Raw genomic sequence first — 23,985 nt, 5'->3', positions numbered from 1 at the left:
GATAAAATGAATAAGTTTGAGAGAATAAAGGCAGCATTAAGTTTTGAGGAAGTTGATCAAATGCCAGTTAACCTTTGGATGCATTTGTCAGCAGTTGACCAAAACCCTAAAAGTTTAGCTTTAGCTCAAGTGGAATATGCACGAAAATATGACTTTGATTTTATAAAATTAATGCCTTTTGGTTTATATTGCGTAGAAGACTGGGGAGTTGAAGTTGAATACTATAGCCAAGTTAACAAACCACCGGTTGTAAAAAAATATGCTATTGAAAAAGTAGAGGATTGGGCAAATCTTGAAGTATTGCCACCTATATACGGGACCTATGGTAAACAACTTCAATTAACTAAATATGTCGCTGCAGAAGTTAAAAATGAAATCCCATTTGTTCAAACAATCTTCAGTCCATTAACAGTAGCTCGTAAATTAGGTGGAGATAGACTTATATTAGATATGAAAGAAAATCCTGATCTAGTTAAGGCAGCTTTGGAAATAATCACAGAGACTACCATTAATTTTGTTAAGGCGAATATTGATATAGGTATTGATGGATTCTTCTTTGCGACACAATGTGCGACAACTGATTTTATGACAAAAGAAGAGTACGAAGAATTTGGTGTCCCATATGATCTAAAAGTAATTGAGAGCTATAATGACAAAACATTCTTTAATATTGTGCATATGCATGGTAATAATATCATGTTTGAAACTATTTCAAAATATCCAGTAAATTGTTTAAACTGGCATGATCGATGGAGTTCTCCATCAATTGCAGAAGCTCGGAAACTCACGGATAAATGTATATTAGGTGGAATTAGAGAGGTACCTTACTACGATAAAAATAATAATTTTATTAAAAATAGTTTGTTATTAGATGGTACAATTCCTGAAATTGAAGAACATATTTTAGAGGCAATAAGCGAAGCAGACGGTAAAGGGATAATTCTTGGTCCAGGTTGTGTTGCAAGTCAAAATATACCCGAAAAGAATATATATGCTGTACGTCGTAGTGTTGTTCAATATGTTCCACAAACTCTCGTATAAGAATAATAATATACTTTAATTTCGAAACCCCTTCTATACTAATAAAGCTCGCTTTAGGCGTTGATTCACACAAAGGATTGACGCTTTTTTTGCTGTAGCAATACCACTAACAAATAGAACATTTTAAAATGTCAAAACCCCTTGATGAACTGCCTTGTAAATGTTAGTTTGGTGTCTAACATTTACGGGGCAGTTCAGTTGAGGGATTCTTTTATTTTTGGATTATATTTCTTCTTGGAAATAGATTTTATAAAACTTTCGATTGGTTGCTTCATCATATCCAACCTCAATCAATTCATGTACTTGCTCGATATTACGTACGTTAACCTGAATTTCAATATTGGAGTCAAGTTTAATTTTACGGTTGTAGCCTTTTTCCGCCTTTGCAATTGCACTCTCAGAAATAACAGTTTCGTATGGTTTTACCGTATTTACGATAATATCTTTTTGTACTGAATCCGCCTTTTCAAATACCGTATCGATATAGTCGGTTACTTGGAATTCTTCTTCATTTCTAAAATAATCGAGCGTTTTGTTTAAAAAACCTAATTTCTCGGTATTTGTAAAACTCTCTTCTTTTAAAATATATTTTTTACACTCGGTTAATGCTAAATTTGTTTTATGATAATGTTCATCCGCTACTTTAATTTTTAAAAAGCGTTCTTGCCAATAGACAACATCTTCTTTCTTTTTTGTTTTCATAAAGACTATAGGTGCTTCGTCTGCCCCCATATCTATGATTACGGCCATATTATTTATTTTCTTAACATTAATACCGTCGATTCCATTCACAATCATTTTGTTTTGCTCGTTTTTTACATCTAAAAACATTTCTTTTTCATCTATTTTTACAATAGCGAGTACTCTTTTAACCTCTGTATGCCATATACAATTTTCGAATAATCCAATGAACAATTCTCCACTTTTAATATTAGGATGTTGCGATGAACTATGTAAGTGAGTGGCAATATTCTTTGATTGTTCAAGGAAACTATTCTCTTGATCGAAAATAGACTTAACGTATGTATATACTTCATTTAATCCAATATCTGTTTCATGAAAAAATTCGTAATGCTGCCCCAAATCGATTTTGCTAAATGCTAATTGCGTAAAGGCTGCCTCTAGCATAATCTCTGGATTAGCGAATGCCTCTTCTCCCAAGACAAGTGTATCGCCTACATAATGAGCGACATACTGTGCTAACTTACTTTCATTTACTTCTAGCATTGTCTTCACCTTCTAATCTTTAGTTGTAGATAATTTACCATATCATACTCCGTACAATAATTTCATGTGTTTTTCTAATAGAAATGATTATTTTCATATGTAACATATTCCTTTGAATAAAGAATGAATCTCAAGCGAGCCATTGGCAGACTGGTTGAAGGAGTAAAATAGCGACAAAAAGAGGCATCCAAATGTACAGCTAATTGGATGTCTCTTCGAGGTTTTATTATCGTTAAAAACCCTGTCTATTATTCGTGCGAAAAAAACGATCAAGCAACTTATTATACTCTTCCTTTTTCTCTAAGATTGGTAAATGTCCACAGTTATCAAATATGACGAGTTCTGCTTTTGGCAAAAAGCCTTTGGTTAAATAGATGTTAATTAAGGGGTTTATTTCATCGTATTTACCTCCGATAATTAAAGTTGGAACTTTTACAAAGGGTAATATTGGTAGATAATTAGATTGGATTGCTGACAGAGCTGACACGATATAAGGCTCTTTACGAATAAGAAACATTTTCTTTGCCGCTTCAATGAGCGTGGATTCCTTTTGATAGAGACATTTTTTTGCAGTGTACGTTGTATAGTCGTCACTTGATGTCAGTTGTAGGTTCTTAACTCCTTTCATAACAGTTAATTGTCCTAAAAATGACGGGGCATAAGAAAATGTATTAGACAAAACCATGGATAAGACACATTCTTTTTTTTGTTTGTAAATTTCTTGTACGACTAGACCTCCCATGGAGAGACCGCAAAAGTGTGCTTTTTTTATATTTAATGAATCTAAAAGGGATAAAATATCTTCAGCAAAATTGGTAATGGAAATATTATTGGTTATTTCAGATTCTCCGTGACCACGCAGGTCAGGTATTATTAATCGATAATTGGATGAGAGGTTGAATTGGTTTACCCATGATTCTTTTTTACTCCCTAAGCCATGAATTAGTACTACAGTTTCACCTTGGCCAATGTCCAAGTAGTAGATGATGCAACCCTCCTTTACTACAGATTCTAGTTCAATCGTGAATTCTGATTGTTTCTATTTTATTCAGAGGAAAGAAGAAGGCTACTTTTAAGAATGTGAAGAACACTTTCAGAGGGACGTCGTTTTGTCTTTTTGATGAAATCCGATACAATAGTAAGTAGAGTATTTGATTGTGAAATGGAGGACTAGTTGTGCGTGAAAGAGCGGCTTTACAAAAAGAAGCAATGGACATGCTAAAAAAAACAAGTAGAACATTTTATATCCCAATCACCTTTTTAGATCCGACACTGAAAAAGGCGGTTGCTTCTGCTTACTTGTGTATGCGTGCGATAGATGAAATTGAGGACCATGAATCACTAGGGCATAACGAGAAACAACAATTATTATTAGCTACAAGCAAAATGCTGTTGAATGATTTTAATCCAAAAGAATACGAAGAGCTAGTTGCCCCTTTTAACAACATACTACCTGAGGTATCGATTAGACTAGGGGACTGGCTAGAGATTTGCCCTACAGATTTAGTTGAAACAGTAAAAACCTACACCGGTGAAATGGCAGAAGGAATGGCTAAATGGGTAGGGAAAAACTGGCAAGTAAAAACAAAAGAAGATTTAGACGAGTATACATATTATGTAGCTGGATTAGTTGGGGTAATGTTATCGGACTTATGGAAGTGGAATGCGGATATAGATACAGATCGTGAGCTTGCTATAGCATACGGACGAGGTCTACAGGCAGTAAATATTTTACGTAATAAAGAAGAAGATAGTGAACGAGGAGTTCAATTTTTTCCAGAAGGTTGGACTCGAGCGGATATGTTTGATTATGCTGAAGGAAATTTGGCTATGGCAGATAAGTATATTAAAAGTATAAATCGTCGCAGTATCTTATTATTTTGTAAGCTGCCACTCGCACTTGCACATAAAACGTTAAAAGCATTAAAAAGTGGAAAAGAAAAAATGTCTCGAACAGAAGTCGAAGCTACGGTAGAAGAAGTACAAGCAGAGGTTAATTAAAACACAGAAAATCCCAAGTAGAGTATGAACTCTTCTTGGGATTTGGTTTTTTAAAAACTTATTTTTCTATTGTGTAAGACGTCAATAAGCGTACCGTAAGCTGTTCTTCATCAAGTGTGCATTCTCTAAACAAGGTAAAGATCCTCCAAATTCTTCCTCGGGAAGGTGCAAAATCATTTCAACTTGTTCCTGTATAAACGGTTGAAGTTCATGGAGAATTTTTTTACCATCTACTTGTTTTAATGGGATTCCTCCCAATCCATTTTGAACAAGTGAAGAAATAATAGCAAATAAATAAAAGGATAAAGTTCTTTCTAGTTCAATCTCTAATTCTGTACTTACAATCGCAAAAATAATGGCCGTATGTCCATGTAACTCATTTGCAGTTATTTTGTTTTCATATAATTTTAGGGAATCAAATGGATACAATTGTTTCGTAACTTGTATGAGCAGACGTCCCATTTTCTTGTTGCCTTCACGTATTTCTCTAGAACTTGCAAGGTTGAATAATTCTTGATCAATTTGTTTGATCTTGTTAAATTGCTGATTTTCAATTGCTTCATATGCTAACCGACAAGCTAGCCCCTCCGTGTAGCTAAACTGAGTTTGTAATTGTTGCTTCATTCCAAATAAAAAAGTTTCTTTATTCATTGTTTTTGCCTCTTGTAAAAACGTTTTCAGAGCAAGGGAATGTGTGAAGGCGCCTAAGGGGAAATTAGAATCAAAAATTTGCAGTAAGTGTATCAATTTATTACTCATGAGAGTACCGTGTAAATTTATATTTCTGATTTACTTTCCACCTTGTACAAACAAATGCTAAGCCGTGAAGTAATTTTTCGACTAAAAAACCAATCTTCATCTAGAAATCCTCCTATCCAATTAATACATGAAAGAATGTAAGGGAATATAACATCTATTTATAATTTATTATACATAAATCCTTGTTTTAATCAATTTATTCTGGAAATCTTAGTATTATTATTAAAAAGTGAAAAGAATGCGTTAAGTTTTCTAACAATATCTTTTGTTCCTGTTAGAATAAAGACAAAAAAACACTGCCCTTTTAATTGAACTCTAGGACAGTGCTTTTTTATCTAAATAAATTATTTAGCTCTTATAAATAAAACCTTCAAATAATTACCCTCTTTAAATAAAGGAGAAGTCTTAAAGTCACTTGGAAGGGAAAATTCTTCTTCAATGATGTATTTTCGATTGCTTTCTTTAAAAGCCTTTTCTACAAAGCTTTTGAATTTCTTCATTCCAAAAGTCGCGTTGTTAGTAGAAGCAACGATTACACCACTTTTTTCAGTAATTGCAATCGCATCTTTTAATAAGTTTGTATAATCTTTAGAAGAGCTGAAAGTGTATTTTTTTGATCGAGCAAAGCTTGGAGGATCTAAAATAACAACATCAAAGGATAATTCCTTGCGTTTTGCATATTTAAAATAATCAAATACATCCATTACAATAATATCTTGTTTTTCTACATCGATACCGTTTACTTCAAATTGCTCGGTTGTTTTGCCGAGGCTTCGTTTTGCCAGATCGACACTCGTTGTTTTCGTTGCACCACCTGCTGCGGCGAAAACGGAAAAAGCGCCTGTATAGGAAAATGTATTAAGCACGGTTTTTCCTTTGGAATAAACCTCTCGAATCTTTTTACGAACATCTCGCTGATCGAGGAACACACCAACCATTGCTCCGTCATTAAGGTAAATGGCAAAATTTAGCCCGTTTTCTTTCACTATTAAAGGGAATTCTCCGCGTTCACCCTTCACAAAATCATCGTCTTCTAAATATTGACCCTTTGTATCAAATCGTTTCTTTTCATAAATGCCTTTATATGAAACAGACGCCTCTAATGCCTCTAGAATCATTTCTTTAAAGGAGTAAATTCCTTCGCTATACCAACTGATAACATAAAAACCATCAAAGTAATCAATGATTAAACCGCCAATTCCGTCTCCTTCCCCGTTAAAAACACGGAATGCAGTAGTTTCAGGACTATTGTAAAAATTATCTCGATGTTTGATGGCTACTGCTATTTTCTTTTGAAAAAATGCAGTATCGATTTTCTCGTTTTCATTTTTGGTAAGTAGCCAGCCAATCCCCTTATTTTGTTTTCCTACATAGCCTTTACCTAGAAATTTACCAGAGGGATTCTGTAATTTCAGTATAGAACCTTCTTCTAAATTGTCAGTATCATTGAATGCATCTTTATATAAAATCGGAACACCCTTTTGCAAATCCTGAGCAAGTGTATCATTTATTTTCATATTTATTTCTTTTTGCATTATAGTCATCCTTAAGCTTCGTTTTTGTTTATTATCCCACACGAAGGCATTTTTAAAAAGTAAGGTGATAAATTAGGGTAAGGAAAGCTGTACATTTGTTGATATGTATAAGTGCGAAATATAGACTCTCGATATTTTCTACACGAGACAATCTATTGAAATTTAATTTCATGCTTAAGATGTATCTATCTCATCCTTTTAATGAAATTTAAATTTAAATGTAACTTTTAATCAAATTTTTTTAAACGATTACACTTCTTACAGAAAGTTGTTGAAGTATGATTATGAGATGGAAAATAGGGAATAAATATTATCGAGGATTTTTCTCGGCAACTTTGTTCCTCTTATAAAACCTCTCAAACAAACCCCCGAGCAAAATACAATTTTGGAAGGAGAATGGTTCCAAATGAATTGGTATGAAAAGCTCAATCAATACTTTCCAGTCGACGAAATGAAATCACGGGTGCATATGGAAACACTTTTAGCTGATAAAGGAAATGTGTATATAAAAGATGAAAGTCCAAAGCACGTATTAATGTACGTTGAATTTGAAAACTTTATCTTTGTGGATTATTTATTTGTTTCTAAGGAAGCTCGTGGAGAAGGTCTTGGCAGGAAATTATTGAATCAATTAAAAGAAAAAAATAAAGTCATTTTATTGGAAGTAGAACCCATTAACTATGATGATACAGATTCAGAAAAGCGACTTAGATTTTATGCACGTGAAGAATTTAAACACGCCACACGCATTGGTTACACGCGTCGCTCCCTCGCTACAGGTGAAAATACCGTTTTGGAAATTTTATATTGGTCCCCATCTGATGAAGATGAATCAGTAATTTACGAAGCCATGAAATGGACGTATGAAAACATCCATACGTATAAGGATGAGCATTTTTATGGTGATTCCTATGACCCGTCTCATGAAGTATTAGTGTTTAATGAAGAGGGTAAGAAAAACATGTTGAAGTCATACTGAAAAGAGAGAATTAGTATAAGTAGACATAGATATACTAGGGGTATAAAATGCGCAATTCCCAACACTTGAATGGGGATTGCGCATTTTTGCGGTAAGCGTACATCCGTGTACTAATCATCTCCACCTGAAGTCTTATGGTACAATATACTTTACGTATATACATAGGAAGGAAGTAAACTGTGAAAAAATCAAAAGTAATCGTGCCGATTATGATTGTCGTAGCAGTATTAGCAACAATCATGCTAAACCAGGACGAATATAATGAAGTAACCACTATAAACAAAATACTTATTATTGTTGGCGCTGCCATTGTGTCATCCGTTATAGGATATTTCTTACTTGGAGCGGACGTAGATAAAGTAGACCCAAAATCAAACGACTATGAAGTGAAAAGCAAGAAGGGAAACAGAAAATAATCTGTTTCCTTTTTGTGTTAGTAGGAACGTTTCCAATACTGAGCGGTTCTATGGTAAAGTGAAGGAGATAGGAGTGACCGGAATGCTGGAACATGCACGACAATTATTACAAGAATACTTTGGATATGAATCTTTTCGTGAAGGACAAGAAACGATTATTAATTACGTCCTAAACGATAAATCTAGTTTATGTGTAATGCCGACGGGTGGAGGAAAGTCATTATGCTATCAAATTCCATCCTTGATGCTTGAAGGAACAACAATTGTTATTTCACCATTGATTTCACTTATGAAGGATCAAGTAGATACATTAATACAGGCGGGAATTCCAGCCACTTTTATTAATAGTACATTAACTGCAGAAGAAGTAAGGGAAACAATAGCAGAAGTGCAAAATGGTCAATATCGTTTGCTTTATATAGCACCTGAGCGGTTAGAATCCCAAAGTTTTTTAAATCAATTAAAACGAGTGAAAGTGCCACTTATCGCAGTGGATGAAGCACATTGTATTTCTCAATGGGGACATGATTTTCGTCCAAGCTACAGATCCATTCACCGATTGAAGGAAGTTTTTACTGAGCAACCGAGTGTTTTGGCTTTAACTGCCACTGCTACACCAGATGTAAGAGCAGATATTTGCCGAATTCTTCAAATAAAAGAAGAAAACACGGTTATAACAGGGTTCGCTCGCTCAAATTTATCTTTTTCGGTTGTATTAGGGCAAGACAAAAATAAATTTTTAAAAGATTTTATTAAGAAGAATAACAAGGAAGTCGGGATAATTTATGCCGCGACAAGGAAGACTGTCGATCTTCTATATGAACTATTAACAAAGTCTGGTGTTCAAGCTGCAAAATATCATGCTGGCCTTCCTGAAGCTTTTCGTAACAAAGAGCAGGAGCGTTTTTTGACAGATGAAGCGCAAGTAATGGTAGCAACTAATGCATTTGGAATGGGTATTGATAAATCAAACGTAAGATATGTAATTCATTACCAATTACCAAAGAATATGGAAAGTTATTATCAAGAAGCAGGAAGAGCTGGACGGGACGGACTTCCGAGTGAGTGCCTTGTGCTATATGCGTCACAGGATGTTCAGACGCAACGCTTTTTAATAGACCAAGCATTGGACCGTGAACGAATTCCACAAGAACTTGAAAAACTCCAAGGGATGGTTGATTATTGCCATACTGAGAATTGCTTACAACAATTTATTGTGAACTATTTTGGAGAACCTAATGGGGAACCATGTGGTCAGTGTGGTAATTGCACTGATACGAGAGAGATGAATGATGTTACGAAAGAAGTGCAGATGATATTATCTTGTGTTGTACGCATGGGGCAGAAATTTGGAAAGACAATTACAGCACAGGTTTTAACGGGTTCTCAAAACAAAAAAGTAATGGAATTTGGATTTACTAAACTATCTACTTACGGGATATTAAAGGATAAATCGTTAAAAGAAGTGTCTGGACTAATGGAGTTTATGATATCGGAAGGATTACTTTCGGTTAACCATGGAAGCTTACCGACCATCTATGTATCGGACGCAGGAAAAGATGTATTACTTGGAAAAAGAAATGTTATGCGAAAAGGCATCGCGGTGACAAAACAAATTGCGAAGAATGACCCATTGTTTGAGGGATTAAGAATACTCCGGAAAAAAATTGCGGACGAAGCCGGTGTACCACCGTTTGTTATTTTTTCTGATAAAACACTACAAGATATGTGTGTGAAGCGTCCGCAAACCGAAGAAGAATTGTTAGATGTACACGGAGTCGGTGCTAATAAAAAAGAAAAATATGGAGAAGCTTTTCTCGAAGAAATTCATCGTTATAGCACAGTGTAATTTTTATGGGATACTACTGTTAAATTAGAAGGAACATTAATTTTCTTCGCATCCTCAGTAGATATTTCTACAATAACCGATTGCTCTAAAATTTTAAAAATAGTACCTTGTACTTCGTAATTATTACGTGTAAAAGAGATCTTCTCATCAATTTTCCGTGCTGCTACGAAGTCTGAAACTTCTTTTGGTTGTCGTTGGAAACTCATGTGGTTGCCTCTTTTCTATTTTTATTCGCAAATAAAGCGATATATTAATTATATCATAGTTAGCTTGTTATAAGATGTTAAAGAGATTATTTAAGTGCTCTTTCTCTTTAATTAATATAATTATATGCTTTTAGTAGGAAAAGATGTTTTTCGAATAACAACTTATGATAGGCTTAAGTAACATTTCTTCGGGTTATAATATACTAGGATAGAGTGAATATAGTTGAGACACCAATTTTGATAGATGAAAAAGGTACATGAAGAGCTTTAGAAGATTCAGATATGTTCGGGATTAAAATAGGGAAGTAAAGAGGAGTTTATGCATAGTGCATTTTAAAGAATTGAAGTTAGATGAAAAGATCTTAAAAGCCATTGAACAATTAGGCTATACAGAGCCAACAGAAGTGCAACAAAAGGTAATTCCTGTTGCCCTTGAAAAGCGGGATATACTTGTTAAATCGAAAACAGGTAGCGGAAAGACAGCTGCTTTTGCGACACCATTATGTGAGCTAGTAGATTGGGAAGAAAATAAGCCTCAGGCATTGGTGCTAACGCCAACGAGAGAATTAGCAGTTCAAGTCCAAGAAGATATAACGAATATTGGTCGTTATAAACGAATTAAAGGACTAGCTTTATACGGAAAATCGCCTTTCGCGAAACAAAAATTAGCTTTAAAACAAAAAACACATATCGTAGTAGGGACACCAGGACGAGTGCTGGACCATATGGAAAAAGGTACGCTTGATGTTTCTAAAATTGAATACCTCGTGATTGATGAAGCAGATGAAATGTTGAATATGGGCTTTTTAGAGCAAGTAGAGTCCATTATTAAGCTACTTCCAAAAGAACGTACAACCATGCTTTTCTCAGCTACTCTATCCGACGAAATAAAAAAATTAAGTAATAAATACATGAGAGACGCTGTATCAATAGAAATTGCTGATAGCGAAGATCATGCTCCAGATATTGAGCACTTGAAGTATGTAGTAAAGGAAGAGCAAAAACAAGCATTCCTAGAAAAGCTAACGATACTAGAAAACCCAGATAGTTGTATTATTTTCTGCCGTACGAAAGAGCGAGTGGATCAGCTTGTGGATGCCCTTGATGCGAAAGGTTATACTGCTGACAAAATTCACGGTGGGATGATGCAAGAGGACCGTTTTGAAGTAATGGACGAATTCCGAAAAGGTGAATTCCGTTATTTAATTGCGACAGATGTAGCTGCTCGTGGAATTGATATTGAAGATATTACACATGTTGTGCATTTTGATGTCCCTCTGGAACAAGAAAGCTATGTCCATCGTACTGGTAGAACTGGCCGAGCGGGACGGAGTGGAAAATCAATCATGCTAGCTACTCCACATGAAGATAAATTTGTAAAAGAAATTGAGTCATTTATTGGCTTTGAAATACCCGCAGGACCTGAGGTTTCTGATGAGTCAGTATCAAAAAATCGTGCAGCTTTCGACTTGAAAATGCAAGAGCAACCAGAACTGAAAAAATCCAAAGGTGAGCAGTTAAATGCAAACATTACAAAACTGTATTTCAACGGAGGTAAGAAAAAGAAACTGCGCGCTGTGGACTTTGTAGGCACTATTGCTAAAATAGAGGGTGTTTCTGCTGATGACATTGGAATTATCACGATTCAAGACAATGTTACTTATGTAGAAATACTGAACGGCAAAGGTCCGCTTGTGTTAAAAACAATGCGAAATACTACAGTAAAAGGGAAACAACTAAAAGTTCATATAGCACATAAATAAGAAGAAGGAGTACTTTCCTTCTTCTTTTTTTATCGTTTTCATCCTTTTTATAAAGAGAATCTCTTAGTAAGATACAATAAAGGGAAGAGCACAAATTATCAAAAAAATCATTTCATGGAAATTTATAATAGAGCTTATAGGGGGCGGTAAATAGATGGATTATTTTAATAGAATTCAACATGCAATTGAATTTATAGAAAGCAATCTACAAGAGGAATTGAATATAATAGAAATCTCCTCAAAATCTTATTTCTCGGCTTTTCATTTCCAACGACTATTTCATGCTATTACAGGTTTTTCTGTACAAGAGTATATTAGGAGTAGAAGACTTTCGGAGGCAGCAAGGCTACTAAAGAAGAAAAAGAACATATTAGAAATAGCGATATCTTTCCAATACGGTTCACAAGAAGCGTTTACTCGTGCTTTTGTTAATCGCTTCGGTATAACGCCTGCAAAGTATCGTAAGGAAGAAATGAATATAAGAGAGCAGAACAAAATAAACTTTCTAGATTATAAAAATAAAATAAATGAAAACTTATATTTGAATAAGCCAGAAATTATAATGCTTGAGAAGATCCACATTACTGGCTATGAATACTACACAACTTTAATAAATGAAGACTATTTTGGTGATATTCCAAAATATTATATTGAATTTGGAGAGAAGGAGCGTTATCTTCGAATACCAAATCGAATCTCTCCTAATATGGCCTACGGTATATCTACTGACTTTAATAATAATGGTCAATTTTCGTTTATAGTAGGAGAAGAGGTGCACAAATTTAATAGGGATTTAGAAAAGGGTTTTCTAAATATAGAAATACCTGAGGGTAAGTATGCGTTATTTACAGTTAACGGAACATCTGATTTAATCCAAAATACGAGAAGATACATATACGGGACATGGCTGCCTAACTCTAATTACGAAAGAAAAGAGGGGCCAGATTTTGAGATTACGGATGTTTTAAGATCAACATATCCAAATGATATGAAAATGAAAATATACATTCCAATTGAGATTTAGTATGAGGAGAGAAGAGATGGATATGAATATAATGTTTGATCACTTTCCAGTATTGGAGTCAGAAGAACTAATTCTTGGGAAAATAGAAGAAAAACATTTACAGGATTTGTTTAGACTATACGATAATGACAAAGTTTTTGAATACTGTGGGATCATCCCAAAGCACAATATACAAACGGTAAGCAAAATGATTGGCCATTTTGAGAGAGACTATCAAAAAAGAAGCAGAATCAAATGGGGAATCTTTCAGAAGAAGGATAGTCAAAAATTATTAGGAATAATTGAATGTATGGATTTTAACCAAAAAGTTAACTCGGTAACTATTGGATACTATTTGGCTGAAGAGTGTTGGGGCAATGGAATTGCGACAAAATCAGTACAGCTGATAGTAAAATACTTGTTTGGAGAAGTTAATTTGAATAGAATTCATGCAGAGGTCATGCCTGCCAATGAGGTTTCGAAGAAAGTACTAAATAAGAATGGTTTTATAAGAGAAGGTCTGTTAAGGCAAGCTACCTTGTGGTCAGGCAAAGGGATTGTCGATTTAGAGATTTACAGTTTGCTTAAAGAGGATTACGTAGAATAAAAAAACGTGTGCCTACTTGAAGACGAGTTTATGTAGCATTACAAAAACTCGTCTTCTATAAACTTTCGATAAGATGTCAGTATGCCATCTGGTAAATGTTCTGGTGAAAAAAATTGAAGACTAATTGTTTCGTTTTCATCTGGTGTGATATTTCCAGTATATTCATATGTTTTATAGACAGCTGTCACAGAGTAAAATTTATCCCCATTTGGATTTTCCGAATAATAATCTGGCCCAGAATATACGTTGCATAATGTTAATCTACCAAGTCGGAGTCCTGTCTCCTCTAGAACCTCTCTTCTTGCGGTATCTTCTAAGCTTTCTCCTAACTCCATTAACCCACCAGGCAATCCGAAAACTCCACGCTCTCGTTCCTGCAACAATAATTCCTTTTTATCATTAAAAATAAGTACAACAGCTCCGGGAAGTATCAGTGGGTCATGTCCAACATATTGTCGTAGTTGTTTGTAATATTCCATATATTCTTTGTCCTTTCAAAAGCAAAAGTCTTGCTAACAGTATAGAACAAAAAATGGTAAGATACATTATAAAGTGAAACCTCATGTATTATGAATCGTATTAGATAATAACGAAATTATTCGAGGATGTGAGCACTAGTTGACGAACAAGCGTTGGTTTCAAGTGGGAGTAGCCATTCTCCTTACATTATTAATAATTTTTATGTTCATGAAAGTGAAAACAATTTTTTCACCATTAATAATTGTCGGGCAAACAATATTTATCCCATTATTAATTGGTGGTGTCTTATTTTATTTATCAAGACCCCTTCAGAAATGGTTGGAGTCAATAAAGTTCCCAAGATGGGCAAGTATCATATCGGTGTTTATCGTAATTGGGTTAATCGGTTGGGGATTTTATGCATTAATAGGACCACCACTTACAAAACAAGTGAATGACCTAGTGAAAAATACACCGGCATTTATTAATGAGGTAGAGGACTTAACAAAATTCGCATTTTCTCAAAAAGACAAGCTGCCAGATCTTCCGGAGTCCGTTCAAAAAACGATAGAAGATACGACGGGCAAAATAGACACGATTGCAGTTTCTATTGGTTCTTTGTTAATCCGATTCATTCAAAACTTGTTCCAAGGAATATTCTTACTAGTTCTTGTTCCTTTTTTCCTTGTATATATGTTGAAGGACCATGAAAGGTTTGCACCTTTTATTGCGCAGTTTTTTAAAGGGGAAAAGAAAACTTGGATTCGAAAAACATTAGCCGATATTGATGATACATTACGTTCTTACATTCAAGGGCAATTATTTGTAAGCTTTTTAGTCGGACTTATGTTATTCATCGGTTATTTTGCTATAGGCCTAAAATATGCCTTGCTACTTGCATTATTCGGCATGATGATGAATGTAATCCCGTTTTTAGGCCCTTATATTGCGGTAGTGCCTGCTCTAATTATTGCATTGATTCAAGAGCCGAAGCTTGCAATTTACGTAGCTATTATTATGCTCATATCTCAACAAATCGAAAGTAATTTTATTACACCAAATGTAATGGGTAAATCATTGGATATTCATCCGTTAACTGTAATAACAATTATTTTAGCAGCCGGTAATATTGCAGGCTTATGGGGGATTATTTTAGGTGTCCCTACTTATGCAGTAGTTAAATCAATACTAAAAAATCTGTATGCTCATCGGGAAGGAATAAAGGATGCTGCCACAGAATCAATATAGATAGAGGTGATCTCATGACATTTCAATCAAAAAGAGATCGGTCATTTATTAATCTAATTATTATAGCTGTAATCATCATAGCTATAGCGACACTTTGGCCAGTTGTATTTGAGTTGTATTTTACTGAGTCTCCTGACTTAGTAGCCATTTGGATAATGGTTATCTTATTTGTAGTGATGACAGGGTTTATCCTATGGATTTCTTTTGATATTGAATACACTTTTAAAGAAGATTACTTATTAGTCCGTGGAGGTTTTTTTAGAAGTAAAATTCCATATGAAGACATAACAAAAGCGAATCCGACATCTCAAATTCTTGTTGGATACCGAATTCTTTCCTCTAAGGATGCCTTAGAGATTCATTATAAAAAGGCATTCATGGGAAGTGTTATTATCTCTCCTGAGAATCAGAAAGAATTTTTAAAGGTTTTAAAAGAAAAAGTACCGCAAATTCATATTGTAAAGTGAGGTTTTAACATGGAAAACTTCAATAAACCAAGCAATGATTTAATCGGTGATATCTTAAAAAACTATGAGAAAACAGGCGGAATGGATAATTTGAAAGGGCAAGGAAAACCTCTGTCAGATGAATATTTTTCTGGTGACATATTCCAACACTTTCAAAAAATAGCGAAGGATGCTGGATTCAAGCCACATTGGTTAAAATTGCAGCATGAAATTAGAGATGAATTAAAAGACATTGCTGAAAAGTACGTGAAGGGGCAAAAGACCGACCTACAATTCAGAGTAACAAAAGTGAATGAAAAAATTATTCAGTATAATAAGTCTTGTCCACCTCCTATGCAAAAAGGAGTTGTTCGATTAGAAACAATCGAGTCAGCAAGTCAAAGATGGTAAATAAGCAGAGCCCTACTTATATGGGCTCTGTACAGTAAAGGTATCGAGAAGGCGACTTCTCGATACCTTTTATCTTTTATATGCTTACGCACATGTCCAAGGGATGAGCTTCTTCAAATTCATACCGTAAAAGTAAGCATCGCCGACATGGACAATTTGCTTCTCCTTTGTATTGGCAAAGACATGTTCATTCGTTTCGTTACGTTTACATTTATGTTAAAAGTGGCGAAAAATATCTGCAAAATAGTAATCCCAAATATGACGTTGAACCGTCTTTTAATAATATCTACTTTAGGTACACTTGGAGAGAAAAGGGAAGTCAGCATTAATTCCTGGCAACACTTACAGATCACGTTCATTAAAATCATTTCTAGTAATCATGATCCGCCACCCCGAAAGAATACGTATTTTTTGTAAACGCTTGGATCGATTGGAGCGGAGGGTGGCGACTCTAGCGGGAAAAGCGGGACAGTCGAGACCCTGGACGGAGCGTAGCGAAATTAATTTTTGCGACGAGCTTGCGCAGGAGCAAGGGAAGCTGCTCGGACCCCCCGCGGAAAGCGTCCGCCTGGAGTGAAAATCTACAGTCTGTACAGAGCCCTATTTATAGTGGAGCTCTGTTTTTTATATTGACGAAAATCTTATTTTTTATTATGATACCTTTGTGTTAACTTATTGCTTCATAAAGTTAACTCATTTTACGTAGGGGGAAATTATATGAGAAATAATCGTTTGAAAATGATGATTGTCGCAGCTTTATTTGCTGCAATAATTGCAGTTGCTGCCCAACTTATGATTAATATTCCGCCAGTACCGTTTACATTAATGACAATAGCGGTAATGCTGACAGCAACGATTCTTGGGAAAAAATATGGATCCTTGGCGGTTACTGTATATGTTTTAATGGGGTTAGTAGGAATTCCGGTATTTGCAGGTATGAAGAGTGGACTGGGAATCATTTTAGGTCCAACAGGAGGGTATCTTATTGCCATTATTCCAGCAGCTTTGTTTATAGGATGGTACTTAGAAAAATTTAAACATACGAAAGTCCAAGCGATTATCGCAAATATGATAGCCGTTCTTATTATATTAATTATTGGAACAGTTTGGCTAAAAGTCGTTGCAGATCTTCCATGGAATGGTGCATTTAAAGGTGGAATGCTTCCGTTTATCTTACCAGATCTTGCGAAAGCAGTAGTTGCAGCTCTGTTAGGGGTTATTATTAGAACACGTTTAGTATCAGCAAAACTAATATAACAAAACAAGCTCCGAGGTGGCTCGGAGCTTGTTTTGTTAGTTTGGGGAGTACCGTTCTTCACTTATAGAACGATCTTTTGTGTGGTGGTGGTAGTTTTCGTCTTGTACTTTCATGTTCAGTTCTTCCACTTGAATGGCATCTACTGTTTGCATGTCTTCATGCATATCGAACAAACTTTGTTTCGTTGTTCGGACCCCATCCGGGTTATCAAGAAATGGACCTTCAGCATCTTTACGAACTCTATCCTTCATTTCTTACGAGGTTTAAAAGCATATGGCTTAGTGCGTGTTGCTCTTCTTTACTTCCACTATTCCATAACTGTTGTAGAAGATGTTCTTCACGGTTTCGAGGATCCTCATGCTTTGCTAAGTAGCCAGCCACTTTTTCAGTAGCCTTTGCTAAAGCCTCGTCACTTAAGCCCAATTTTTCTCCAGCAGCAACTTTTTCAGATAAATAAGATTTGAATGCAGAAAAGTTTTTTAGAATTTCTTCTTTTTCTTCTGTACCAATGCTATTGAGCTTATTGTCAATGCGTTCATCTATTTTGTTTCCCAAGCTTTCTCACTCCTTTGATATTAGACTCTTATTAGCTATTCCCAAAGCTAAGTCAAACATGCATGAGAAAAGTTTATTTTATTTTCAAACAAAAAGTTGTATTCGTAGGCATAGTTTCTGTCTAGTCTACAAGGCTTTCCATATTTCAAATGGGGCAGAATCCACATTTTTGAAGTCCGGGAATATCCTTTGAAAAACAGCAAGTAGTTCGTACGGTTGTATTGATTAAATCAGAAGGGCTTTTGCCTTTCAAATAATGAGCTAAAAAAGATTTTGTTGTAAAATTTTTCCAAATGTCTTCATCCTGGAGTAGCAACCAGTCTTCCTTCGCTTGTATCGAAGTTACGGGATTATCCATAAAAACATAGTAATGCCACAGTAAATAGCCAAAAACATTCTCCCATAGAGTCAGAGGAGAAATACTACATTGTGACCGAAGCTGTTGGATAATTGTATAGCATTGCTGATGCCAAACCATTTGAATATCATCGGCGCGATGATCACGTACATCCCGGTAATATTTTGATGGGATATATGTGCTAATGGTTTTATTTCCGTACTCAGTTGTTGCAAAGTATTGAAGTTCTTCCAGTGGTCCATCCCAAATTTCATCATATAAAGTCATCATATAAAATTGCATCGAGACGAACATCCCGACTCTTCTCATGAAGAATGAGGCAGCAATAGGATCATTGGAAGCTCCAGAGATTAACTTAATTACAGGGAGTGCCATATCTACGTTTTTTGCATGGAAAATGGGAGTACCACTTGGTTCAACATACACACTATAATTATTCAATTGTTTGATTTGGTCATTCGTTAATGTTGTCATAACCCTAGTATACAATTTTTTTAATTTTTAGTTGACTTTTTAATTGAAAATGATTATCATTACCATATAGAAACTTACTCTTAATGTGAGAAGGTTCTAACAGCGACTTTTCTCCAATCGTAGCTGATCATCGCACACTTAACCCCCTCAACGTTAAGTCAGTGCATTCATGTTATCGGTAACCAATGTGGTTGCCGATTTTTTTGTGCAAAAAAAGACCAAATGTATTTCATCACGTAATCGAATTAAAGACAAAAAATAAAATTGTTTAATGTGGAATGTATAGCTAATACTAATGGTATAAAATTCGAAACAAAGTCAGTGATCGCCTTGTTTTTTGTAGAAAATTATAGGTCATTGTGCAGCCTTTCACTAAATTGACTTTACTACACTAAATCATTATAATTTTCAGAATATATAGCTATTTAGGAGTTTGAGTTCCTAAAATGCCAATAAAAAATATATAAAGGGAGAAGTGAGGAGATGGATTTAAAAACAAAAGCTTTAAATTTACACCGAACGTATAAAGGGAAGATGGAGATGATTTCAAAGGTACCTATGGAAAGTATGGGGGATTTGAGCTTAGCTTATTCCCCTGGAGTTGCAGAACCTTGTATAGAAATAAAAAATAATCCATCTACTATTTATGATTACACGATGAAGGGAAACTTAGTAGGAGTAGTTACGGACGGTACAGCCGTTTTGGGTTTAGGTGATATCGGACCTGAAGCAGCATTGCCTGTAATGGAAGGAAAGTCAATTTTATTAAAACGTTTTGCCAATGTCGATGCTTTTCCAATTTGTTTAGACACAACAAATGTAGATGAGATTGTGCAAATTGTAAAAGCAATAAGTCCAACCTTTGGAGCGATCAATTTGGAAGATATCTCTGCTCCACGATGCTTTGAAGTGGAAGATCGACTTCGACAAGAATTAGATATACCTGTATTTCATGATGATCAGCATGGAACAGCTATTGTCGTTGGTGCGGGACTACAAAATGCAGTTAAGTTAGTTCAAAAGGATATTCCTTTATTAAAGGTTGTTATAAATGGAGCAGGTGCGGCCGGAATGGCCATTTTAAGAGTTCTTCAACAGCTGGGTTATCAACAGATAATCATGTGCGATTCAACCGGAATTATTTATGAAGGTAGAGAACAGGGTATGAATCCGGTTAAAGAGGCAATTGCAAGCACTACGAATCCATTAGGTTTAAAAGGAACATTAAAAGATGCTATGGATGGTGCAGATGTATTTATTGGAGTTTCTGTAGCAAATATTCTAACGAGAGAATTAATTGATGCAATGAATTCTAATCCAATTGTTTTTGCATTAGCAAATCCTACGCCTGAAATTGCTTATGATTTAGCAAAAGAGTGGGGAGTTAAAGTCATTGCAACGGGGCGTTCGGATAATCCGAACCAAGTAAATAATGTATTAGCTTTTCCAGGAATTTTCAGAGGGGCTCTAGATGTAAGAGCGACTGATATAAACGAAGATATGAAGCTGGCCGCAGTTCAGGCAATTGCTTCTCTTATTGACGAAAGTGAGTTAAGGGAAGATTACATCATTCCAGATGCTTTTGATGAACGTGTAGTAATTGCTGTTGCAGAAGCGGTTAAAGCAGCGGCAATTGAATCAGGCGTGTCTATCCTTTATCAACCAGCATTAAAAGAAGTATAGGTCTATAGAATAGTTTTAAGATGGTGTTTAATGTTGAAAATAGCAATTCTAATCAACTAATAAAGAAGATTAATCGTAACGACCGTCATTAATTATCGGAAAAGAAAACCAGAACATTAGAAAGTAAGGTCTACATCAAATGATGTGGACCTTTTATTATCCAAAGGGGGAGCTGGAGGGAATTTTGTCGGTAGTGTGGAAAAAGTGCTTGGAGAATATAAACTATAAGGGCAAAAAAATTGCAGGGTTATGAAGTAAAATAATTCATCGCCCTGCAAATGTTATTTTGTTTTTGGAACGAGCAGTTTAGAATTTAAAACCTTCGTATAGTAGCTATGTAAAAACATTCCTAAAATAATAATAGCAAGTCCGATTAGGGCAATTGGTGTAGGTAAAGGAATATGAAGTAACCACATTTCACCGATAATAACGAAAATAATTTCCGTCGATTGAGTCGCTTCTACTGCTGCGAGTTTACCTTGATGGTCACGAACACGGTCAGTTGCCATAAAAAATAATATGGTGGCAATCACACCCGAGCTAACCGCTACAATAAGCGATTGAAAAACTTGGTCCATAGAAGGTAGTCCTACCGTGAAAATAGCGTAAATAGATAATATAATCCAAGCAGGCATCGATGCGATTGTCATACCTAAAACGCGCTGAAAGGTATTTAATCTTCCGTTTAAATGATCCATCATTTTTCTATTTCCGAGTGGATAAGCAAATGCAGCCACAATCACAGGTAAAACTCCTAAAAAGAACATGCTCATCTGAACGGATTCTGTATTTGGAATTTGGATTAAGATAATGCCTATTAATATAATGAGAGAAATAAAAAGTGATACCATTGGTATTTTTTGTTTAATTAGCTCACCGTCTATTTTTAAAGCAAATAATGGGGCAAGAAGAACACCGGCGATAATTGTAAATTGCCACATGCCTGATATTAACCAACCTGGTCCATAAGCTGCTGCAAAGGTTAGAGGTGCGTAAAATAATACGAATCCAACAAAGCTCCAAACGAGCCAAGTAGACGGAGAAGCTTTCATTTCCTTAAATGTTGTGGATAACCCTTTTTGATAACCGACAATGATCAATAAGAAAGGCACCATGAAAAAGTATCGGAGGGAGGAGCTCCAAAGCCAGCTCCCACCCGATATTTCCATTGATCGATTAAGTATAAAAGTTACTGCAAAAAATAATGATGCTAAAACTCCTAATAATATTTCACGCACAGGTACACCTTCTTTAAGCTTGTTTTTCGAATGATTGAATGATTCCTTTTAGGACTTCCGTTGATTTTTCCATTACATCTACTGATATATATTCATATTTACCATGGTAGTTTTCTCCACCAGTAAAGACGTTTGGAGTTGGCATTCCCATGTAGGAAAGCTGAGAACCGTCTGTCCCTCCACGAACTGGAATAATTAGAGGGTCGATATTGAGTGAGATCATTACTTCTTTTGCTACATCGACAATTTCCATTACAGGTGAAATTTTTTCACCCATATTGTAGTATTGATCATTTAATTCCACTGAAATAGCGCCAGTACCGTATTCTGCTTTGATTTTCTCGGCAGTGTCTAAGAACAATTGCTTTTTCGCTTCGAATTTTACTCGATCATGATCACGGATGATATAGCTTAACTCTGTTTTTTCAACGTCTCCGTTAAAGTTCATCAAATGTATAAATCCTTCATAGCCTTCTGTTTTTTCAGGTACTTCATCAACTGGCATATGTGATTGGAACTTAGTCGCGATAGTAATAGAGTTCACCATTTTTCCTTTTGCAGAGCCAGGATGAACGCTTGTACCGTTCGTTATAACTTTTGCTCCAGCCGCATTAAAGCTTTCAAATTGCAATTCACCAAGTGGACCTCCGTCCATTGTATATGCAAATTTTGCTGCGAATTTTTCTACATCGAATTTATGTGGTCCGCGACCAATCTCTTCATCGGGAGTAAAGGCAACACGAACTTTTCCGTGTTTCACTTCAGGGTTTTGGATGAAATATTCCATAGCTGTCATGATGATAGCTATCCCAGCTTTATCGTCAGCACCTAAAAGTGTTGTACCATCCGTTGTAAGCAAAGTATGTCCGACATAATTTGAAAGCTCAGGGAAGTCTTTAACAGTCATAACTGTATTTTCGTTCAGTTGAATGTCTGATCCGTCGTAATTATCAATTCGCTGAGGGTTTACATTTTTCCCTGTATAATCTGTAGCTGTATCCACGTGAGCTAAAAATCCGATTGTCGGAATTTCCTTATCTGTATTGGAAGGTAATGAAGCAAATAAATAACCATTTTCATCTAAAGTAATTTCTTCTAACCCAATCTCAGCTAATTCTTTTTCAAGTACATGGAGCAGATCCCATTGACCTTCCGTTGATGGGCAGGTTGTGCTTGATGCATTAGATTGTGTGTCTATTTTTGCATAACGAGTTAAACGCTCGATTAATGTTTCTTTCATGAGAAAAAATCCCCTTTCCAAATTAAAAGCATATATTTATTTTAGCAGATTCTTTCGAGATGCGGAATAATGAGCATATATGCTATAGGCAAATAAAAACTGGGCTCCATAATAGGAAATCATTATAAGAGCATCAGAAAAAGGAATAGATATTATAAATCGATTAATAGCAAGCACCGAGTCCGAAAAAATAAATGAAATAGCACCAATAATTGCGAATTTATTTGCTGTTTGAAGAGCATTCCAACCCATTAATAAAATAACAACAATATAAATTACCACAGCAAAAGCTAAAATATTTTCTCCTTCTGCCCAAAGAGTCCCAGCTATCCATAATACCATTCCAATTCCATAAGCAATTAGAAGAGCTGCTGCCCACTTTGGAATAGTCGATACTTTAATATGGCGGAACGCAAAAATATACCAAATATGTCCAATTAAAAAGGTAATGAGTCCAGCGATAAACCAATAAATTAAACCATCCGCCCACATGCAAATAAATAGACCTATCATGATTAGCGATTTATATCTTTTTGATTCACCGGATGGTTGGATAAATGCAAAAACTAATATCAAAAACATCGGAATTATCTTAAACATCATTTTAATTCCTATAGGTTCATCCGGTATAAGGAAAATATACGTAACTCCCATTATTGCTATTAATAGACCTAAAATTTTACTCCACATAATAATACATGCACCCCTTTACTATACATTCGTTTTTTTCATTAAATATCCTGCCCTATTGTACGGGTCAAAAAATAAAAAAAGAACAAGCATCTCGGTAGATACTTGTTCTTAGATATTAATCAACAGGAGGATTGCTTGTTACATATGTTCCAGCGATAAAATCATGGATTGCACGCTTATCTTCACGTAAGCCTACCATAAAAGCACTAACAATCAGACCTATTCCTAATGTGACTACATATACGAAACCTGCCACAATAACACGCATAAGCATTGTTCCAAAACCTAGTTTGGTGCCATCAAATTTGACGATACGGATGCCTAACATTCTTTTGCCTACTGTGTATCCGGTCCATAATACTGGAACAATAAGAGAGTAAAGAAGATTTCCAAAGCTAGTGATTGGTGATTCCTGCCAATGCCCGAAAAGAAGAAAGCTAATAATAGACAATGGAATACCTATTATTATAAAGTCTAATAAACTTGCCCCTAGTCGTGACCAAAAACCAACTGGATTCAACATGTTGCAACTCCTT

General features: G+C 35.3%; 26 protein-coding genes. 13 read left to right on the top strand and 13 right to left on the bottom strand.

Going from position 1 to position 23,985, the window contains the following annotated elements:
* The first annotated feature begins 6 nt into the window (after positions 1–6).
* Positions 7–1,041 carry a uroporphyrinogen decarboxylase family protein gene (locus PGC35_RS05590; RefSeq protein WP_375218457.1) on the top strand — a complete coding sequence of 345 codons (1,035 nt, stop codon included), beginning with the start codon at positions 7–9 and terminating at the stop codon, positions 1,039–1,041.
* A 222-nt stretch (positions 1,042–1,263) separates the two neighbouring features.
* On the opposite strand, the gene PGC35_RS05585 is transcribed toward PGC35_RS05590, so the two are convergent.
* Together PGC35_RS05585 and PGC35_RS05580 are read right to left on the bottom strand one after the other, a co-directional pair.
* A complete protein-coding gene (locus PGC35_RS05585) occupies positions 1,264–2,268 on the bottom strand; it encodes a nucleoid-associated protein (RefSeq protein ID WP_053591010.1) in 1,005 nt (334 codons plus the stop codon).
* A gap of 232 nt (positions 2,269–2,500) precedes the next feature.
* Positions 2,501–3,244, bottom strand: a complete 744-nt coding sequence (locus PGC35_RS05580) for an alpha/beta fold hydrolase (protein WP_375218456.1) — start codon at positions 3,242–3,244, stop codon at positions 2,501–2,503.
* A 200-nt stretch (positions 3,245–3,444) separates the two neighbouring features.
* Between PGC35_RS05580 and PGC35_RS05575 the strand changes: the two genes are divergently transcribed.
* Entirely contained in the window at positions 3,445–4,269 is an 825-nt protein-coding gene (locus PGC35_RS05575) for a squalene/phytoene synthase family protein (protein WP_375218455.1), read from the top strand.
* Between the two features lie 81 nt (positions 4,270–4,350).
* On the opposite strand, the gene PGC35_RS05570 is transcribed toward PGC35_RS05575, so the two are convergent.
* Together PGC35_RS05570 and PGC35_RS05565 are read right to left on the bottom strand one after the other, a co-directional pair.
* Positions 4,351–4,920, bottom strand: a complete 570-nt coding sequence (locus PGC35_RS05570) for an urease accessory protein UreF (protein WP_375218454.1) — start codon at positions 4,918–4,920, stop codon at positions 4,351–4,353.
* Between the two features lie 452 nt (positions 4,921–5,372).
* Positions 5,373–6,563: a class I SAM-dependent rRNA methyltransferase gene (locus PGC35_RS05565; RefSeq protein WP_375218453.1), complete on the bottom strand. Its 1,191-nt coding sequence runs from the start codon at positions 6,561–6,563 to the stop codon at positions 5,373–5,375.
* Between the two features lie 406 nt (positions 6,564–6,969).
* Between PGC35_RS05565 and PGC35_RS05560 the strand changes: the two genes are divergently transcribed.
* The 3 genes from PGC35_RS05560 (at position 6,970) to recQ (ending at position 9,807) form a co-directional block, all read left to right on the top strand.
* Positions 6,970–7,542, top strand: coding sequence for a GNAT family N-acetyltransferase (locus PGC35_RS05560; protein ID WP_053591006.1), 573 nt, complete (start codon positions 6,970–6,972; stop codon positions 7,540–7,542).
* Between the two features lie 179 nt (positions 7,543–7,721).
* A complete protein-coding gene (locus PGC35_RS05555; RefSeq protein ID WP_053591005.1) occupies positions 7,722–7,958 on the top strand; it encodes a hypothetical protein in 237 nt (78 codons plus the stop codon).
* An 82-nt stretch (positions 7,959–8,040) separates the two neighbouring features.
* A complete protein-coding gene (gene recQ, locus PGC35_RS05550; protein WP_275782692.1) occupies positions 8,041–9,807 on the top strand; it encodes a DNA helicase RecQ in 1,767 nt (588 codons plus the stop codon).
* On the opposite strand, the gene PGC35_RS05545 is transcribed toward recQ, so the two are convergent.
* Positions 9,792–10,013 carry a DUF2187 family protein gene (locus tag PGC35_RS05545; RefSeq protein WP_053591003.1) on the bottom strand — a complete coding sequence of 74 codons (222 nt, stop codon included), beginning with the start codon at positions 10,011–10,013 and terminating at the stop codon, positions 9,792–9,794. The two genes, recQ and PGC35_RS05545, sit on opposite strands and share 16 nt — an antisense overlap.
* Before the next feature lie 326 nt (positions 10,014–10,339).
* On the opposite strand from PGC35_RS05545, the gene PGC35_RS05540 reads away from it, so the two are divergent.
* The 3 genes from PGC35_RS05540 (at position 10,340) to PGC35_RS05530 (ending at position 13,386) form a co-directional block, all read left to right on the top strand.
* Positions 10,340–11,776: a DEAD/DEAH box helicase gene (locus PGC35_RS05540; protein WP_375218452.1), complete on the top strand. Its 1,437-nt coding sequence runs from the start codon at positions 10,340–10,342 to the stop codon at positions 11,774–11,776.
* Between the two features lie 154 nt (positions 11,777–11,930).
* Entirely contained in the window at positions 11,931–12,800 is an 870-nt protein-coding gene (locus PGC35_RS05535) for an AraC family transcriptional regulator (RefSeq protein ID WP_375218451.1), read from the top strand.
* A gap of 16 nt (positions 12,801–12,816) precedes the next feature.
* Complete coding sequence (locus tag PGC35_RS05530; protein WP_375218450.1) at positions 12,817–13,386, top strand: GNAT family N-acetyltransferase; 570 nt, start codon at positions 12,817–12,819, stop codon at positions 13,384–13,386.
* Positions 13,387–13,424: 38 nt separating this feature from the next.
* On the opposite strand, the gene PGC35_RS05525 is transcribed toward PGC35_RS05530, so the two are convergent.
* A complete protein-coding gene (locus PGC35_RS05525) occupies positions 13,425–13,865 on the bottom strand; it encodes an NUDIX hydrolase (RefSeq protein WP_375218449.1) in 441 nt (146 codons plus the stop codon).
* A 139-nt stretch (positions 13,866–14,004) separates the two neighbouring features.
* Here PGC35_RS05525 and PGC35_RS05520 point away from each other — a divergent pair, with 139 nt between their 5' ends.
* The 4 genes from PGC35_RS05520 to PGC35_RS05505 all read left to right on the top strand — a co-directional run bounded on the left by PGC35_RS05520 (position 14,005) and on the right by PGC35_RS05505 (position 17,207).
* Positions 14,005–15,093: an AI-2E family transporter gene (locus PGC35_RS05520; RefSeq protein ID WP_053590998.1), complete on the top strand. Its 1,089-nt coding sequence runs from the start codon at positions 14,005–14,007 to the stop codon at positions 15,091–15,093.
* Positions 15,094–15,107: 14 nt separating this feature from the next.
* Positions 15,108–15,560: a PH domain-containing protein gene (locus tag PGC35_RS05515; protein WP_275782678.1), complete on the top strand. Its 453-nt coding sequence runs from the start codon at positions 15,108–15,110 to the stop codon at positions 15,558–15,560.
* Positions 15,561–15,569: 9 nt separating this feature from the next.
* Positions 15,570–15,950, top strand: a complete 381-nt coding sequence (locus tag PGC35_RS05510; protein WP_053590996.1) for a DnaJ family domain-containing protein — start codon at positions 15,570–15,572, stop codon at positions 15,948–15,950.
* A 717-nt stretch (positions 15,951–16,667) separates the two neighbouring features.
* Positions 16,668–17,207, top strand: a complete 540-nt coding sequence (locus tag PGC35_RS05505) for a biotin transporter BioY (RefSeq protein ID WP_053590994.1) — start codon at positions 16,668–16,670, stop codon at positions 17,205–17,207.
* 36 nt (positions 17,208–17,243) lie between these two features.
* Here the strand turns inward: PGC35_RS05505 and PGC35_RS05500 are convergent, their stop codons facing one another.
* From PGC35_RS05500 to PGC35_RS05490, 3 genes are all read right to left on the bottom strand, one after another.
* Positions 17,244–17,459 carry a hypothetical protein gene (locus PGC35_RS05500; protein WP_056828936.1) on the bottom strand — a complete coding sequence of 72 codons (216 nt, stop codon included), beginning with the start codon at positions 17,457–17,459 and terminating at the stop codon, positions 17,244–17,246.
* A complete protein-coding gene (locus tag PGC35_RS05495) occupies positions 17,449–17,763 on the bottom strand; it encodes a DUF3243 domain-containing protein (RefSeq protein WP_053590992.1) in 315 nt (104 codons plus the stop codon). Before PGC35_RS05495 ends, PGC35_RS05500 begins: the two co-directional genes overlap by 11 nt.
* A gap of 145 nt (positions 17,764–17,908) precedes the next feature.
* Positions 17,909–18,595: a hypothetical protein gene (locus tag PGC35_RS05490; RefSeq protein WP_056828934.1), complete on the bottom strand. Its 687-nt coding sequence runs from the start codon at positions 18,593–18,595 to the stop codon at positions 17,909–17,911.
* Between the two features lie 483 nt (positions 18,596–19,078).
* Between PGC35_RS05490 and PGC35_RS05485 the strand changes: the two genes are divergently transcribed.
* Entirely contained in the window at positions 19,079–20,278 is a 1,200-nt protein-coding gene (locus tag PGC35_RS05485) for an NAD(P)-dependent malic enzyme (RefSeq protein ID WP_375218448.1), read from the top strand.
* A gap of 281 nt (positions 20,279–20,559) precedes the next feature.
* On the opposite strand, the gene PGC35_RS05480 is transcribed toward PGC35_RS05485, so the two are convergent.
* The 4 genes from PGC35_RS05480 to PGC35_RS05465 all read right to left on the bottom strand — a co-directional run bounded on the left by PGC35_RS05480 (position 20,560) and on the right by PGC35_RS05465 (position 23,972).
* Positions 20,560–21,516, bottom strand: coding sequence for a DMT family transporter (locus PGC35_RS05480; protein WP_375218447.1), 957 nt, complete (start codon positions 21,514–21,516; stop codon positions 20,560–20,562).
* Positions 21,517–21,529: 13 nt separating this feature from the next.
* A complete protein-coding gene (pepT, locus tag PGC35_RS05475; RefSeq protein WP_375218446.1) occupies positions 21,530–22,756 on the bottom strand; it encodes a peptidase T in 1,227 nt (408 codons plus the stop codon).
* Between the two features lie 36 nt (positions 22,757–22,792).
* A complete protein-coding gene (locus tag PGC35_RS05470) occupies positions 22,793–23,446 on the bottom strand; it encodes a lysoplasmalogenase (protein WP_275782662.1) in 654 nt (217 codons plus the stop codon).
* A gap of 118 nt (positions 23,447–23,564) precedes the next feature.
* The gene (locus PGC35_RS05465) at positions 23,565–23,972 is read right to left on the bottom strand and encodes an RDD family protein (protein ID WP_375218445.1); all 408 of its coding nucleotides are present in this window, start codon (positions 23,970–23,972) and stop codon (positions 23,565–23,567) included.
* Positions 23,973–23,985 lie beyond the last annotated feature (13 nt).

The organism is Psychrobacillus sp. PGGUH221 (assembly GCF_042055255.1).
In the GTDB taxonomy this organism is placed as follows: Bacteria; Bacillota; Bacilli; order Bacillales_A; family Planococcaceae; genus Psychrobacillus.
Note: the sequence above shows the minus strand (reverse complement) of the source record. Positions and strands in the feature narration are given on the sequence as shown.

Bases quoted from the DNA above. Each gene is read 5' to 3' on its own strand.
- PGC35_RS05515 (WP_275782678.1), top strand. From the start codon at position 15,108: ATGACATTTCAATCAAAAAGAGATCGGTCATTTATTAATCTAATTATT.
- recQ (WP_275782692.1), top strand. From the start codon at position 8,041: ATGCTGGAACATGCACGACAATTATTACAAGAATACTTTGGATATGAA.
- PGC35_RS05485 (WP_375218448.1), top strand. From the start codon at position 19,079: ATGGATTTAAAAACAAAAGCTTTAAATTTACACCGAACGTATAAAGGG.
- PGC35_RS05590 (WP_375218457.1), top strand. From the start codon at position 7: ATGAATAAGTTTGAGAGAATAAAGGCAGCATTAAGTTTTGAGGAAGTT.
- PGC35_RS05585 (WP_053591010.1), bottom strand. From the start codon at position 2,268: ATGCTAGAAGTAAATGAAAGTAAGTTAGCACAGTATGTCGCTCATTAT.
- PGC35_RS05525 (WP_375218449.1), bottom strand. From the start codon at position 13,865: ATGGAATATTACAAACAACTACGACAATATGTTGGACATGACCCACTG.
- PGC35_RS05470 (WP_275782662.1), bottom strand. From the start codon at position 23,446: ATGTGGAGTAAAATTTTAGGTCTATTAATAGCAATAATGGGAGTTACG.
- PGC35_RS05545 (WP_053591003.1), bottom strand. From the start codon at position 10,013: ATGAGTTTCCAACGACAACCAAAAGAAGTTTCAGACTTCGTAGCAGCA.
- PGC35_RS05560 (WP_053591006.1), top strand. From the start codon at position 6,970: ATGAATTGGTATGAAAAGCTCAATCAATACTTTCCAGTCGACGAAATG.
- PGC35_RS05465 (WP_375218445.1), bottom strand. From the start codon at position 23,972: ATGTTGAATCCAGTTGGTTTTTGGTCACGACTAGGGGCAAGTTTATTA.
- PGC35_RS05490 (WP_056828934.1), bottom strand. From the start codon at position 18,595: ATGACAACATTAACGAATGACCAAATCAAACAATTGAATAATTATAGT.
- PGC35_RS05530 (WP_375218450.1), top strand. From the start codon at position 12,817: ATGGATATGAATATAATGTTTGATCACTTTCCAGTATTGGAGTCAGAA.
- pepT (WP_375218446.1), bottom strand. From the start codon at position 22,756: ATGAAAGAAACATTAATCGAGCGTTTAACTCGTTATGCAAAAATAGAC.
- PGC35_RS05500 (WP_056828936.1), bottom strand. From the start codon at position 17,459: ATGAAGGATAGAGTTCGTAAAGATGCTGAAGGTCCATTTCTTGATAAC.
- PGC35_RS05570 (WP_375218454.1), bottom strand. From the start codon at position 4,920: ATGAATAAAGAAACTTTTTTATTTGGAATGAAGCAACAATTACAAACT.
- PGC35_RS05510 (WP_053590996.1), top strand. From the start codon at position 15,570: ATGGAAAACTTCAATAAACCAAGCAATGATTTAATCGGTGATATCTTA.
- PGC35_RS05565 (WP_375218453.1), bottom strand. From the start codon at position 6,563: ATGCAAAAAGAAATAAATATGAAAATAAATGATACACTTGCTCAGGAT.
- PGC35_RS05505 (WP_053590994.1), top strand. From the start codon at position 16,668: ATGAGAAATAATCGTTTGAAAATGATGATTGTCGCAGCTTTATTTGCT.
- PGC35_RS05535 (WP_375218451.1), top strand. From the start codon at position 11,931: ATGGATTATTTTAATAGAATTCAACATGCAATTGAATTTATAGAAAGC.